The 13,434-nt window shown below is 75.1% G+C and carries 14 protein-coding genes; 11 read left to right on the plus strand and 3 right to left on the minus strand.

The genetic code is table 11. The annotated features are described in order from the left end of the window. Positions 1 to 1,599: 1,599 nt before the first annotated feature. Entirely contained in the window at positions 1,600 to 1,725 is a 126-nt protein-coding gene (locus ACFV0O_RS40620) for a hypothetical protein (protein ID WP_380349834.1), read from the minus strand. A 130-nt stretch (positions 1,726 to 1,855) separates the two neighbouring features. Here ACFV0O_RS40620 and ACFV0O_RS40625 point away from each other — a divergent pair, with 130 nt between their 5' ends. The 8 genes from ACFV0O_RS40625 (at position 1,856) to ACFV0O_RS40660 (ending at position 8,840) form a co-directional block, all read left to right on the plus strand. Further along, complete coding sequence (locus tag ACFV0O_RS40625; RefSeq protein ID WP_380349837.1) at positions 1,856 to 2,236, plus strand: hypothetical protein; 381 nt, start codon at positions 1,856 to 1,858, stop codon at positions 2,234 to 2,236. Between the two features lie 145 nt (positions 2,237 to 2,381). Beyond that, positions 2,382 to 2,807 (plus strand): phage tail protein, encoded by a 426-nt coding sequence (locus ACFV0O_RS40630; protein ID WP_360268408.1) that lies wholly within the window; start codon positions 2,382 to 2,384, stop codon positions 2,805 to 2,807. A 62-nt stretch (positions 2,808 to 2,869) separates the two neighbouring features. After that, positions 2,870 to 3,592 carry a LysM peptidoglycan-binding domain-containing protein gene (locus ACFV0O_RS40635; RefSeq protein ID WP_380349841.1) on the plus strand — a complete coding sequence of 241 codons (723 nt, stop codon included), beginning with the start codon at positions 2,870 to 2,872 and terminating at the stop codon, positions 3,590 to 3,592. After that, positions 3,589 to 5,364 (plus strand): VgrG-related protein, encoded by a 1,776-nt coding sequence (locus ACFV0O_RS40640; RefSeq protein WP_380349844.1) that lies wholly within the window; start codon positions 3,589 to 3,591, stop codon positions 5,362 to 5,364. The genes ACFV0O_RS40635 and ACFV0O_RS40640 overlap by 4 nt, the downstream gene beginning before the upstream one ends. A gap of 162 nt (positions 5,365 to 5,526) precedes the next feature. Further along, complete coding sequence (locus ACFV0O_RS40645; protein ID WP_380349847.1) at positions 5,527 to 5,841, plus strand: PAAR domain-containing protein; 315 nt, start codon at positions 5,527 to 5,529, stop codon at positions 5,839 to 5,841. Then, complete coding sequence (locus tag ACFV0O_RS40650) at positions 5,838 to 6,260, plus strand: GPW/gp25 family protein (protein WP_360268398.1); 423 nt, start codon at positions 5,838 to 5,840, stop codon at positions 6,258 to 6,260. The genes ACFV0O_RS40645 and ACFV0O_RS40650 overlap by 4 nt, the downstream gene beginning before the upstream one ends. Beyond that, positions 6,260 to 8,221 (plus strand): putative baseplate assembly protein, encoded by a 1,962-nt coding sequence (locus ACFV0O_RS40655; RefSeq protein ID WP_380349851.1) that lies wholly within the window; start codon positions 6,260 to 6,262, stop codon positions 8,219 to 8,221. The genes ACFV0O_RS40650 and ACFV0O_RS40655 overlap by 1 nt, the downstream gene beginning before the upstream one ends. A gap of 34 nt (positions 8,222 to 8,255) precedes the next feature. Next, positions 8,256 to 8,840 carry a phage tail protein gene (locus ACFV0O_RS40660; protein WP_380349854.1) on the plus strand — a complete coding sequence of 195 codons (585 nt, stop codon included), beginning with the start codon at positions 8,256 to 8,258 and terminating at the stop codon, positions 8,838 to 8,840. A gap of 71 nt (positions 8,841 to 8,911) precedes the next feature. Here ACFV0O_RS40660 and ACFV0O_RS40665 read toward each other — a convergent pair whose 3' ends face one another. Then, positions 8,912 to 9,094: a hypothetical protein gene (locus ACFV0O_RS40665; protein ID WP_380349857.1), complete on the minus strand. Its 183-nt coding sequence runs from the start codon at positions 9,092 to 9,094 to the stop codon at positions 8,912 to 8,914. 439 nt (positions 9,095 to 9,533) lie between these two features. Here ACFV0O_RS40665 and ACFV0O_RS40670 point away from each other — a divergent pair, with 439 nt between their 5' ends. Together ACFV0O_RS40670 and ACFV0O_RS40675 are read left to right on the plus strand one after the other, a co-directional pair. Continuing rightward, positions 9,534 to 10,301 carry an NADase-type glycan-binding domain-containing protein gene (locus tag ACFV0O_RS40670; protein WP_380349860.1) on the plus strand — a complete coding sequence of 256 codons (768 nt, stop codon included), beginning with the start codon at positions 9,534 to 9,536 and terminating at the stop codon, positions 10,299 to 10,301. Between the two features lie 125 nt (positions 10,302 to 10,426). Further along, positions 10,427 to 11,425: a phospholipase gene (locus ACFV0O_RS40675; protein ID WP_380349863.1), complete on the plus strand. Its 999-nt coding sequence runs from the start codon at positions 10,427 to 10,429 to the stop codon at positions 11,423 to 11,425. Between the two features lie 105 nt (positions 11,426 to 11,530). Here the strand turns inward: ACFV0O_RS40675 and ACFV0O_RS40680 are convergent, their stop codons facing one another. Continuing rightward, on the minus strand, positions 11,531 to 12,166 hold the full coding sequence (locus ACFV0O_RS40680; protein ID WP_380349866.1) for a TetR/AcrR family transcriptional regulator: 636 nt from the start codon (positions 12,164 to 12,166) through the stop codon (positions 11,531 to 11,533). A 109-nt stretch (positions 12,167 to 12,275) separates the two neighbouring features. On the opposite strand from ACFV0O_RS40680, the gene ACFV0O_RS40685 reads away from it, so the two are divergent. After that, positions 12,276 to 13,061, plus strand: a complete 786-nt coding sequence (locus tag ACFV0O_RS40685) for an SDR family NAD(P)-dependent oxidoreductase (RefSeq protein ID WP_380349869.1) — start codon at positions 12,276 to 12,278, stop codon at positions 13,059 to 13,061. Positions 13,062 to 13,434: the final 373 nt, after the last annotated feature.

Here is a 13,434-nt window from a genome sequence, read left to right on the forward strand (position 1 = left end):
GCTGCCACCGACGGAGGCCGAGCCGGGCCTCCACTCCCAGCTGCTCGGCGGGCGGCCAACGGGACTCCGCCTCGTGGGAACGACGGATGCGGCGTCCACGTCCGGAAGAGCCGGGTGCGGCTCGCCGGTGCAGGGTGCGCCCGTCGCCCCGGCGCCGCCGGTCGGCGAGGGGCTGCCCGTGCAACGGACCGTCCGTTCCCCCGGTGACGGCCCGGCAGAGCCGACCGTCGGATCCGGGAGCGCCGCCGGTGCCTCCGCGCCCGCGGCCGACCGGGAGCCGCGCGTGCAGCGCGCCGCCCGGCGCCGCAACGACGTCCCGGTGGGGCCGACCGCGGGGGCGACAGCCCCGTCCCACGCCGGCGCTGGCGGCCGGCCGGCCGACCGGAGCGGCCCGGCCGACACGGGTTCCGGTCCGCACGCGGTCGGTCCGGAGCGCCGTGGCAGCGAACCGGTGGCCCGGCCGGTGCTCGGTACCGGCGCGCCGGTACCCGGCGTTCCCGCGACCCGCCCCGGCCCCGCCGGGGTGCCGGACCGGACGGCCGACGCGCCCACAGGCGGCGGTGCCCGTCCGGTGGTTCCCGCGCGACCGGTGGCCGGGATCCGGGGCGTGCAACGCGCCGTGGCACCCACCGGCCCGAGGCGTGGACTGATCGGCGAGCGCCCGATGAAGTCCACCCTCGGGACCCCGCCGGCCGCGCCCGGGGCCGGGGCCCGCCCGGGCCCCGGCGCGACCGCGCCGGCCCCGCCCGTGGTGCCGGCCGTCTGGCCCAGGGCGCTCCAGCCGCGAACGGACGGCGAACCGGGTGCCCGAGCGGGTGCCGGACCTGCGTCGTCCGGCGGCCGGGCGCGCGGCTCTGCGGCTGCCCCGCAGGGCCCGCGTGCGCGGCACGCGTCGGGCTCCGGGGACGGCGGCCGCGCCGTCGTCGGGCCGTCGGCGTCGCCGGGAGGTCCCGCGCGGTCCGGCGCTGCGGGCGCTGCGGTGGTGCCGGGCCGGTCGTCCGGTGCGGGTGCGGGTGCGGGTGCGGGTGCGAATGCGGGCGTGCTGCAGCGTTCTCCGGTGGCCGCGACGCCGGGCCGGAGGGCCGACGCGCGTGAGGCGCGCGGGGTCGCCGCCGTGGTGCGGCGGCTGCGTCGTTCCTCGGAACGGGCGGATGGCGGGGCGACGGCCGACGGTCCGTCGGCGCAGGGGAGCCCGGTGCCGTCGGGTGCCGCCCCGGTGGCCGCGGTGACGCATCGATCGTCCGGTGATGCGGGCGTACACGAGGGTGCGGGCGCCGGCACGGGTACGGGCGCGGTGCGCGGAGTGGCCGCGGTGCTGCAGCGTGCGCGCGCGGGGCGTCCGTCGAGGCAGGGGAGTGGCCGGGGCGCGGCCGGTCACCCGGCGGGGCAGGGGAGCCCGGTGGTGAGCGGCCCGCCCGGCGCGGCCGGGCCCGTGGTCCCGCTGCACGCCGGCCCCGGCCGTCAGGGTGCGGGCGCGTCGACCCCGGGCGCGGCGGTGTCGGCCCCGGGCGCGTCGATCCCGAGTGCGGCGGTGTCGATCCCGGGCGGCCCGGTGCCACCGGCTGCCCGACCGTCCCGGAGCGGTGTCCCGGGTGCCGGTCACCCGGCGGTGCAGCGCGCCGTCGTCGCGGCGTCCGCGGGGCGCCCGCAGTCGGGCGGCTCCGGCTCGCCGTCCGCCCCGGTGTCGGCGGCCCGCCCGCCGGTGGTCCGGCTCGCGCCGGTCACGGCTCCGTCGCTCCAGCGCCTCCCGGCCGCCTCCCGGCTTCCGCAGCCGGCCCCGCCGTCGTCCCCGACGCCGCCGGGCCCGGTCGCGGCAGTGCCGGGGACGCTGTTCCCGGCGGCGGGTTCCCCCGTCGTGGCGCGCGCCACGAGCGCGCCCTCCGTACGGACGGCCCTGCCGGCCGCGCCCGCGCCGCAGTCGCCGGGTACGGCGCGGGTGCTGCAGCGGGTGGCGGAGCAGGCGGGCCTGACCGGGATTCCGTTGACCGCCGTGCCGGCCCGGACGCCGACCACGGTGCAGGCGGCTCCGTCCGTCGGATCGCCTTCCCGGGGCGCTTCCGCGCCGCACGCGGGCGGCTCGTCGGCCGAGCCCGCCGGCCACGGGGCCGCCGGCCACACGTCCGCCGACCTCGACGAGTTGGCCCGGCGCCTGATCGAGCCGGTTGGGCGGTTGCTGCGGACCGAACTGCGCCGGGGGCGGGAGCGCGGCGGACGTCCGCACGACGGGCGCCGCTGAGCGCAGCGGCGCGGGGCAGGGCACGGCAGGGCCGCGCGGGACAGGGCAGCGCGGGGCAGGGCAGTGCGGGGCAGGGCAGGGCGGTCGACCGACGACCGCCGCGACAAGACCGGAAGCACGGACCAGGAATCAGGATGCGGAACCGATGACCGACAACATCTTCGCGACCAGTGTGTTCTTCAGCCTGACCATCGGCGGCAACGACCTGGGCGAGTTCACCACCTGCTCGGGGCTGGGCGCCCAGGTCGAGATCGAGCAGTACGCGGAGGGCGGCAACAACGGGTTCGCCTGGCAGCTGCCGGGCCGCATCACCTGGTCGAACATCACCCTGACCCGTGCGGTCACCGCGGACACCACCAAGATCGCGCGCTGGCTGGGCGAGATCGTCCGGAAGGTCGAGCCGAAGGACGGCGAGATCGTGGCGCTGCGGCCGGACCTCAGCCGGATCGTCGGCTGGCAGGTGCTCGGGATCGTCCCGGTGCGGTGGGAGGGCCCCTCCTTCGACCCCTCCAGCTCCCAGGCCGCGATGGAGACCCTGGAGATCGCCCACGCGGGCCTGCGCCCGTCCTGACGCCGTCCCGCACCCGACACCTCCGCGCCACCAGCCGTCCCACCCACGTAAGGAGCACCAGGATGTCCTCGGCGGTCCCCGCCAGCGTCACCCGGGCCCAACTGACCATCATGGAGCCCCCGGCGACGGTCGGCGCCCAGCCCGGTGGTGCGCTCGCGCAGCTCCGGCTCCAGTTCAACCCGGCGACCCTGGTGCTGCGCAAGAGCACGGAGTGGCGGCGCACGCCGTCGCGGATGGCGGGCGAGTCCGCGCTGCCCGAGTTCGTCGGCAGCGGCCCGCGCTCGCTCTCCCTCGACGTGTTCCTGGACTCGACCGCGACCCACGACAACTCGGTGGAGCGGGCGGTGGAGAAGCTGATGACGGCGTGCGTGCCCACCCCGACCAGCCTGGCGCGCAAGACGCCGGCCAGTCCGTGGATCCGGCTGGACTGGGGCACCCTGAAGACGACGTCGTTCAACGGGGTGCTGACCGGCCTCTCGGTCACCTACACGCTCTTCGACGTGAACGGCAGTCCGCTGCGGGCGGTCTGCTCGCTCACCATCGACGAGGCCAGCGTCGACCCGGCGGGCCAGAACCCGACGTCCGGTTCGCCGGAGGCCCGCAGCACCCACCGGGTGATCGCGGGCGACAGCCTGCCGCTGCTCGCCTGGCGCGCGTACGGGGACGCGACGGCCTGGCGGACCATCGCGGAGGCCAACGACATCGACGACCCGCTGGCCCTCGTCCCCGGTGCGGAGCTGATCGTGCCGGGGATCGACGAGCTCACCCGGGCCGGTCGGTCATGACCACGCCCGAGGCCCGGGGCGGCCGTTCCTTCGCCGCGGATCCGGTCGTCGAGGCGCCGGGCCCGCTGCCGCCGATCTGGGCGACCCAGCTGGTCTCCTGCGACATCGAGGAGAGCGTCGGCCTGCCCGACACCGCGGTGCTGAGCTTCCGGGACGCCGACCACACCTTCCTCTCCGCGACCGGGATCACCATCGGGACCAAGCTGCGGGTGTCCGTGGTGACGGTGCAGGGGCACACCCGGGTGCGGCTGTTCACCGGCGAGGTGACGGCGCTGGAGCTGGAGGTGGACGGCACGGGCTCGTACACCGTGGTGCGGGCCTCGGCGGTCACCCACCGCCTGATGCGCGGGCGCCGGGTGAAGGCCTTCCGGAACATGACGACCGCCGACATCGTCCGCGCGGTCGCCGCCGGCGCGGGCCTCACCTGCGGCCGGATCGGCTCCTTCCCGGTGGTCCACCAGCAGCTCTCCCAGGCGAACGTGCCGGACTGGGAGTTCCTCCAGTTCCTGGCGCAGGAGAGCGGCGCGCAGGTACGCGTCGACGACGACGGGAAGCTGGAGTTCGTCGAGCCCGAGCCCGCGTCCGGCGCACCGGCCCCCTCCACCCCGGCGCCGCAGAGCCCGATGGTCCTGGAGTACGGCCGCAACCTGCTGGAGCTGCGCGGGGTGCTGACCGCCGCGGGCGGCGCGGAGTCGGTCGAGGCACGCGGCTGGAACGTCACCACCAAGAGCGCCCTGGTCGCCACCGAGCCGTCGGTGACGTCCCGGACCGTGCAGCCGGGGATGAGCCCGGCCACGGTGGCCTCCGCCTTCCCCGGCACGGCCCGGCTCACCGTCGCCGACACCCCGTACCGCACCCAGGCGGAGACGACCGCCGCGGCCCGATCGCTGGCCGCCACCGTGGCGGCCGGCTTCGGCGAACTGGAGGCGGTCGTCGAGGGCAACCCGCGGCTGCGGGCGGGCACCCCGGTCGCACTGGGGAACGTCGGCGCCGCCTTCTCCGGCCGCTACACCGTCACCGGGGTGCGCCACCTGCTCGAACCGTTCCGCGGCTACCGGAGCACCGTGGTGGTCAGCGCGTCGCCCGACCGCTCCCTCGCCGGGCTGGCCACCGGCGGCAACGCGCCGCCGCGCGGGCCGCGGATGCCGGGCCTGGCCGTCGGTGTGGTCACCGACGTCCGGGAGCCGGGCGGCGGGCAGCGCGGCTGGGTGAAGCTGAAGTTCCCCTGGCTGGACGACACGTACGTCTCCGACTGGGTGCGCACCGTGCAGTTCGGCGGCAACGGCGGCGGCGGGGTGATCAGCCCCGAGGTCAACGACGAGGTGCTGGTGGGCTTCGACCAGGGCGACCTGGACAGCCCCTACGTCCTCGGCGGCCTCTACAACGGCGTGGACCGGCCCTCGCCGCACGACGTGCCGCTGGTCGACGCGGGCTCCGGCACGGTCAACCGCCGCTCCCTGGTGTCCCGTTCGGGCCATCGCCTGGAACTGCTGGACGTCCCGGGCGGTGCCTCCGGGGTCCGGCTGGCGAGCGGCGACAAGAAGCTGGAGGTCAGACTCGACCAGCAGAAGGGCGAGATCGTCCTCAGCGTCCACGGCCTGGGCGGCGGGGGCAGCACGGTGCGCCTGACCTCCACCGGCATCACCCTCGACGCGGGCACCGGCGAGGTGAACGTGCGCGGCGGATCGGTGAACGTCCGCGGCACGACCTCGGTCACCGTGGACGGCGGGGCCGAGGCGGTGCTCAAGGGAGCCTTCGTGCGTATCAACTGACGGACCATCAGGCCATCCCGGCCGGCGTCCGACCGCACCGGACCACGCCGGACCGCACAGGACCGCACCGGACCGCACCGGACGACGTCGAGCGACATCGGACGGTCGGCAGCAGACAGGCGCCCGCGACCCGCAGGGCACCATCGGAAACGGAGACCGCACATGCCCCCCGCAGCCCGGACCGGCGACCTCACCGACCACGGAGGCGCCCTCACCACCCCGCCGCCGGGCGCCGCCCTCAAGGTGGCAACCGTGCTGATCGGCGGCCGGCCCGCCGCGGTGGTCGGCACCATCCACGCCTGCGTCCCCCACGTGGAGATGGGCCCCGCCAACCTCGTCGAACCCTCCCTGGGCACGGCGACCAGGGGCATGGTCCTCATCGGCGGCCTCCCCGCGGCCCGCATGGGCGACAAGACGACCTGCGGCGCCACCATCACGTCCGGCGCGTTCAACGTGCTGATCGGAGGCGTCGCATGACCAGCAGTTTCATCGGCCGGGGCTGGGCCTTCCCGCTGCGGGTGAACGCCACCGGCGGCATCGGCATGGTGGAGCGGGACCGGGAGATCGCGGAAGCCGTCCGGCTGATCCTCGGCACCGCCCCCGGCGAGCGGCCGATGCGCCCGGAGTTCGGCTGCGGCATCCACGAGTACGTCTTCGCCCCGGGCGACAGCACCACCGCCGGGCGGATCGCCCGCGAGGTGCGCATCGCGCTGGAGCGCTGGGAGCCGAGGATCGAGGTCGACGACGTGGTGATCGCCTTCGACAGCGTCGACGAGGGCACGCTCTACATCGACGTCCACTACACCGTGCGCGCCACCAACGACCGCCGCAACCTGGTCTTCCCCTTCTACACCATCCCGGAGCACCCGGCCGGGCCGGACGGGGGCGAGAACTGATGGCACTGCCCTCCCCGAACCTGGACGACCGCCGCTTCCAGCAACTCGTCGACGAGGCCAAGCGGTACGTCCAGCAGCGCGCGCCGGAATGGACCGACCACAACGTCTCCGACCCCGGCGTCACCCTCATCGAGACCTTCGCCTACCTGGTGGACCAGCTGCTCTACCGGCTGAACCGGGTCCCGGAGAAGAACTACTCCGCCTTCCTCGACCTGCTGGGCATCCGGCTCTTCCCGCCCGCCGCGGCCCGCGCCGAGATCGACTTCTGGCTCTCCGCCCCGCAGCCCGAGACGGTCCTGCTGCGCGCCGGCACCGAAGTGTCCACCCTGCGCACCGAGACCGACGAGGCGGTGGTCTTCTCCACCGTCGACGACCTCCCGATCGTCCCCAGCTCGCTGGACCGGCTGGTCACCGTCAACGCCTCCGGCGAACAGAACGACCGCACCACCCGGCTGGCCGACGGCGCGGACGTGCCGTGCTTCCAGCCGCGCCCGGTCGCCGGCGACGCCATGCTCTTCGCCCTGCCGGCCGTCGTGCCGCGCTGCATCCTGGTCGTCCGGCTGGACAGCCGGGTCGAGGGCGTCGGCGTCGACCCGCGCCAGCCGCCGCTGGCCTGGGAGGTGTGGGACGGCGCGCGCTGGATCGGCTGCGAGACCGGCAGCGACACCACCGGCGGCCTCAACCGGCCCGGCGAGGTCGTCGTGTTCGTGCCCGCCGGGCACACCGCCTCGGTGGTCTCCGGCCGCCGGGCCGGCTGGCTGCGCTGCCGGGTCACCGAGCCGCGGCCGGGACAGCCGTTCTACTCCGAGTCCCCCACCATCCGCCGGGCCGAGGTGTTCACGATCGGCGGCACCGCGACCGTCGTCCACGCGCAGACCGTCACCGACGCGCCGCTCGGCACCTCGGAAGGGGTCGCGGGACAGCGCTTCACCCTCGCCAGGCCGCCGGTCCTGCTCGACGGCGAACCCCCGGTGGTCGAGGTCGCGGCCGGCGAGGGATGGGAGCCGTGGACCCTCGTCGAGCACTTCGGCGACTCCTCGCCCGTCGACCGGCACGTCGTCCTCGACGCGACCACCGGCGAGTTCCTCCTCCCGCCCGCCGTCCGGGAACCCGACGGCAGCCTGCGCGCCTTCGGAGCCGTACCGCCCAAGGGCGCCCGGCTGCGCGTCCCGCACTACCGCACCGGCGGCGGGACCGCGGGCAACGTCGCCCGCGGCACGATCACGGTGCTGCGCAGCTCCGTCCCCTACGTCGCCCGTGTCGACAACCGCGAGGCGGCCCGCGGCGGCGTCGACGGCGAGACCGTGGAGAACGCCAAACTGCGCGCCCCGCACCAGCTGCGGCTACAGGAACGGGCCGTCACCGCAGGGGACTTCGAGCTGATCGCCCGGCAGGCCGCACCGTCCGCCGCCCGGATCAGCTGCGTGCCCTCCGGCGCCGCGGACCCGGGCGCGGTGCGGGTGCTGGTCGTCCCCGACGCGGTCGCGGACGACGGCGAACGCCTTCGCTTCGAGCAACTGATCCCCGACGAGCAGACGCTGGCCGCCGTCGCCACCGCCCTCGACGAACGGCGGCTGATCGGCACCCGGATCGTCGTCCAGCCGCCCGCCTACCAGGGCGTGACGGTGGTCGCCCGGCTCACCACCCGCGCGGCGGACCCCGACCGGGTCCGCGAAGAGGTGCTCGCCGCCCTGTACGGGCACCTCAACCCGCTGCGCGGCGGCGCCGACGGCTCGGGCTGGCCGTTCGGCCGGGCGGTGCAGTACGGGGAGGTGTTCGCCGTCCTCCAGCGGGTGGCCGCCGTCGCCGGGGTCGAGGAGCTGCGGCTCTTCCCGGCCGACCCGATCACCGGACGCCGCGGCGCCCCGGCCGAGCGGGTCGAGGTCCCGGTGGACGCCCTGGTCTTCTCCCACCAGCACCAGGTCGTGGTCACCGCGGCCGCCGAGGACGGGCAGTCATGAGCGCGCCGGGCGGCCCCGCCACCGGGAGGCGCGGATGAGCCGCGCCGCGGTCCCCGGACTGCCCAGCCCGCACCCGATCGGCGCGCTGCTCCCCGCGCTGTTCGCCGACGACGACTTCGCCCAGCGGTTCACGGCGGGCCTGGACACCGTCCTCGCCCCGGTCTTCGCGACCCTGGACAGCCTGCCCGCCTACTTCGACCCCCGCCTCGCGCCGGCCGACTTCGTCGACTGGCTGGCGTCCTGGGTCGCGGTGGACGTCGACCCCGCCTGGCCGGTCGAGGTGCGCCGCGCCGTGGTCGAGCGCGCGGTCGAACTGCACCGGTGGCGCGGCACCCGCCGCGGACTCACCGAGCGGCTGCGACTGGTGCTGGGCGCCGGCGCGGAGGTCGTCGACGGGGGCGGGGCCACCTGGTCCACCGCCCCGGACACCACGTCGGCCCCGGCGCCGCCGGCCGCGCCGAGCGGTGACGTCCTGATCCGGGTCTGGCCGCTGGACGGCCGGGGGCTGGACGAGGACCAGGTGCTGACCGTCGTCAGGGCGGGCTGCCCGGTCCACCTGACCTGCCGGGTGGAGATCCTGCCCGGCCCACCCGGTTCACCCGGGCGAGCGGAGGGTTGACGGATGCCGGTGTGCCCCGACTGCGGAACGGTCAACGGGGAGGGGGACGACTTCTGCGGCAACTGCGGTGCCTACCTGGGGTGGTCGCGCAGCGCCGCCCCGGCGGCAGGTACGGGTCCGGCGTCGGCGGCTCCGGCGGCTCCGACGGCGTCGACGACGTCGGCTGCGGGGTCCGGGACGGCGCAGGCCGGGCCCGCGGCGTCCGCCGCGCCGTCCGCGTCCGCGGCGTCCGCCGAGCCTGCGGCGTCTGCCAAGCCTGCGGCGTCCGCCGGGCCTGCGGAGGCCGCGGAGCCCGCTGAGCCCACCACGTCACGCACCGAATCCACCTGGCGGAACGTGTCGCGGCGGATGACGCGCGGCAGGCGGGAGCAACCGCCGACCGCCCCGGACACAGGGACGGCGACCCCGCCCGCCGAGGAGCCACCGGCCCCGCCGGCCGCCGAGCCTCCGCGCTCGTCCTCCACCCGGGTACGGCCCGCTCCGGACCCGGGGCCCGCCCCGGCGGCGACGCCCGCTCCCGCACCCCGTTCGACACCCGCACCCCCTCCGACACCCGCACCGGTGCCCGCCCCCGAGCCGCCACCGGCCTCCGCACCGCCCGAGGCGTCCGTACCGGCGCCGCCGCCGATCCCCCTCAGGACACCGGCACCCGAACCGGCCCCGGCCCCCGAGCCGCGGGCCGACCCGGTCGCCGTGCAACCCGCCAAGCCCGTGGCGCCCCGCCCCGTCGTCCGGGCGTCCGAGGCCGTCGAGGCGCAGGACGGCCCGCCCTGCCCCCGGTGCGGCACGCCCAACCTGCCCGAGCGGAAGTTCTGCCGCCGTTGCGCGGCTCCGCTGACCGTCACCGCGGCGGCGCCCGAGCTGCCGTGGTGGCGCACCCGGTGGCCGTTCCGCCGCCGGGTGCGGATCGGCGGCTCGGGCAACGCGCTGCGCCGCACCATCGCCCTGATCGTGCTGGTCGCGGTGGTGGTGGCGGGGATCCTGCTGTACCCGGCGGGCAAGCGGGGTTTCCAGGACGTGCTGGACAAGCTGGGCAGCACCGCGCCGATCAGCCCCTCCCAGACCTCGGCGAGCGCCGCCGTGGAGGGCCGTCCCGCGACCGCGGCCGACGACGGCCTCACCAACACCTACTGGGGGGCGCCCGCGGTCGGGGACTCCATCACCTTCGGCTTCCGCACCCCGTTCCGGCTGGTCGACCTGATCATCCACTCCGGTGACTCCACGGACCCGGAGCACTTCCGGCAGCAGGCCCGGCCCGTCGTCCTGTCCCTGGAGGTCACGTCGGCGGACGGGGAGCTGCACCGGAAGGAGGTCTCGCTGAACGACCAACCGGGCCCGCAGACCGTGGTGACCGGGATCAGCGACGTCGTCCAGGTGAAGCTCACCGTGCGTGAGGCCGCCGGAACGGGCCCCGGCCGCGCCATCGCCCTCGGGGAGGTGGAGTTCTTCAAGCGCACCTGAGCCCGGAGGTGTGCCACCGACGTGTCGCGGTCGTGGGAAGTTCGGCTGTTCAGCCGTCATTTATCGTGCGTCGACGTACAGTTGGTGAAATCGGCATGTCCACTTCAGGACATCGACGAGAAGGAGTGACCACCTTGACCACTCACACCAGGCGTTCCGCCCTCCGGCGCACCGTACCGGCGCTGACGGCCGCCCTGTGCGGGATCGCGGGCGTCAGCGCGGTCGGCGCGACCCCGGCGGCGGCCGCCGACCAGCGGCAGGCGGTCTACGCGATCGCGCACCGGGTCGACACCGTCGCGGGTGTGGACGCCGCGCTCAAGCACGGCGCCAACGGCATCGAGATCGACGTCTGTTCGTGGTGGAACCCGAACGAGTGGCGCGCCTACCACGACTGCTCCTCGGCCGGGGAGAACCGCCTGGGCCCCAGCTTCGACAGCATGATCGACCGGATCCTCTCCAACGCCAACGCGGGCCGCCGGCTGTCGCTGGTCTGGCTGGACATCAAGGACCCGAACTACTGCGGGGAGGAGCCCAACCGCACCTGCAGCGTGGCCGGCCTGCGCGACAAGGCCCAGCGGCTGACGGCCGCCGGCATCCAGGTGCTCTACGGCTTCTACGAGTACCACGGGGGCAACACCCCGGACGTGGGCGGCCGGGGCTGGAAGAGCCTGGAGGGCAAGCTCGGCCCGCTGGAGGGCATCACGACGACCGGCAGCCGTGACACGGTCCGCAGTGCCTTCGAGCGTTCCGGCTCGGGGTTCCCGACCGGCCACCGGGCGATGGACTACGGCGACAGCGACATCACCAAGGGCTTCGGCAACTGCACGGAGGCCGGCTACAACACCTGCGCGGAACTGAAGAAGGGGGCGGGCGACCGCGCCTCGGGCAAGCTCGCCGCCACGCTGTCCTGGACCACCACCTACAACGACCCGTGGTACGTCGACAAGCTGCTGGGCGACGCCCGGGTGGACGGCATCATCGCCGGCTACGGCGCCTTCACCGGGGTGCGCGAGTACGACGACAGCTGGCAGTGCGCCAACGCGATCAACCTGGTCCGCGACTGGGTGAACCACCACGGCTCCACCCACCGCATGGCCACCAGCGGCGACCGCATGTTCAGGTAGGAGGCGGCTCGGGCCCGCACCGGCCCGTGACCGGGGCCCTGCCGGGCCCCGGCTCGCCCCCTGTACGGCCCGCACCCGGCGCAGTCCGGGTGCGGGCCGCTTGCGTCAGCAGGTCGACACGTCGGACTCGGCCAGTGCCTCGTCGCCCGCGCCCGGCGCCACGCCGCGGAGCAGGTGGGTGAGGAGGTCGTCGAAGACCTGGTCCAGGGCCGGGCCGACGAGTCGGCCGCTCGCGGCCTGGGTGGCCACGCCGTGGACGGCGACGAAGAGGATGTCGCCGATCCGGTCGGCGCTGCCGGCCCGGATCCGTCCCTCGTCCTGGCCCCGGGCGATCAAGGCGTGGAGGTCGTCCTTCAGCGGCTGCCAGGCCAGCTCCAGCCCGTCCGCGACCGCGGCGTCGTGCTTGCGGGCGAAGGCCAGCTCCAGGAGCGCGCCGTGTTCGGCGGCGAAATCGACGTACGCGCGGGCGAAGGCGAACACCTGCTCGCGAAAGCCCTCCCCGCTCCGGGCGAGACCGTTGCGGGCCGCGGCGGTCAGCCGCTGGACACCGGTGAGCGCGAGGGCGTCGAGCAGGGCGCGCCGGTCCTTGAAGTGCCGGCTGGGCGCGGCGTGGCTGACGTCGAGGGCCCGGGCGAGCTCGCGCAACGAGAGGGCGTCGACGCCTTGCTCGCGCAGTGTCTGCTCGGCGCGTTCCAGCAGCGCGGCGCGGAGGTCTCCGTGGTGGTACTGGCCCGTTCGCATGGGCATCAGCATACGAGCATGTAGTCATTGACTACATTGTTGTCGTTGACTACATTGGGCGGCGAGGCGGACCCGACGTCCGCCCGCGTCCCGCCGTACGAGGAGAGCCATGGACTTCGCCCGCAAGACCACCCTGATCACGGGAGCGTCCACCGGCATCGGAGCCGCCTTCGCCCGCGAACTCGCCGCCCGCGGATCGGACCTCGTCGTCGTCGCCCGCAGCGAGGACAAGCTGGCCGGCCTCCGCGACGAGCTGACGGCGGCCCACGGCGTCACCGTGCACGTCCTGCCGCTCGACCTCGCCCGTCCCGGCGCCGCGGCAGAACTGCAGCGGCGCGTCGAGGAACTGGGGGTGACGGTCGACGTCCTGATCAACAACGCGGGCTTCGGGACCTTCGGCACCGTGGCAGCCGCCGACCCGACCCGGATCGCCGAAGAGGTCCACCTCAACTGCTCCACGCTCACCGACCTGACCGCCAGGCTGCTGCCCGGCATGGTCGAGCGGGGCCACGGCGCCGTGGTCAACGTGGCCAGCACGGCCGCCTTCCAGCCGATACCCCGGATGGCCGTCTACGGCGCCACCAAGGCATACGTGCTCTCCTTCACCGAGGCACTGGCGAACGAACTACGCGGCAGCAACGTCCGGGCGCTCGCCATCTGCCCCGGCGCCACCGACACCCCCTTCTTCGACGTCGCGGGGGAGGAAGCGGCGGTGGGCGTGCGCCGTCGCCCCGAGCAGGTCGTCGCCACCACCCTGGCGGCCCTGCAGAAGGGACGGCCGAGCGTCGTCGACGGATTCCTCAACCGCCTCGGAACGCTGGCGCCCCGCTTCCTGCCGCGCCGCGCCACGGTCGCCGTCGCCGAACGCGTCACCCGGCCGGGCACGGCGGCCTGAGCATTTGGTCACCGGGGGGACGGGGGAGTACTGTTTTCCAGTCGCTCGGCAGGGAGCACCGGACACGCATCGGCGCGGACGGTCCCGGAGCGGCCAATCCACAGAATCAGCACTTCCCGGTTCGAGCCGGGTCGAACTTGCCATGGGCAAGCGCGGCTCCGGCTCTTATGCGGCGTGCTCGTTTTATCGGATTGCGGCCGGATTCGCTTTCCGGAGCGGGGAAGGGCTAGAGTCTGGAACGTCGGACAGGGCGTCAAGCCCCGGAAGACACCGGCGAATTGGATGAACGAAGCCCCGGAAACGGAGCGGAAAACATCTGATAAGCTGGAAACACGAAAGAACGAAGCCCGGAGGGCCTGCTGGAAGGCAGTCC

This window comes from Kitasatospora sp. NPDC059577 (genome assembly GCF_042735475.1).
GTDB lineage: Bacteria > Actinomycetota > Actinomycetes > Streptomycetales > Streptomycetaceae > Kitasatospora.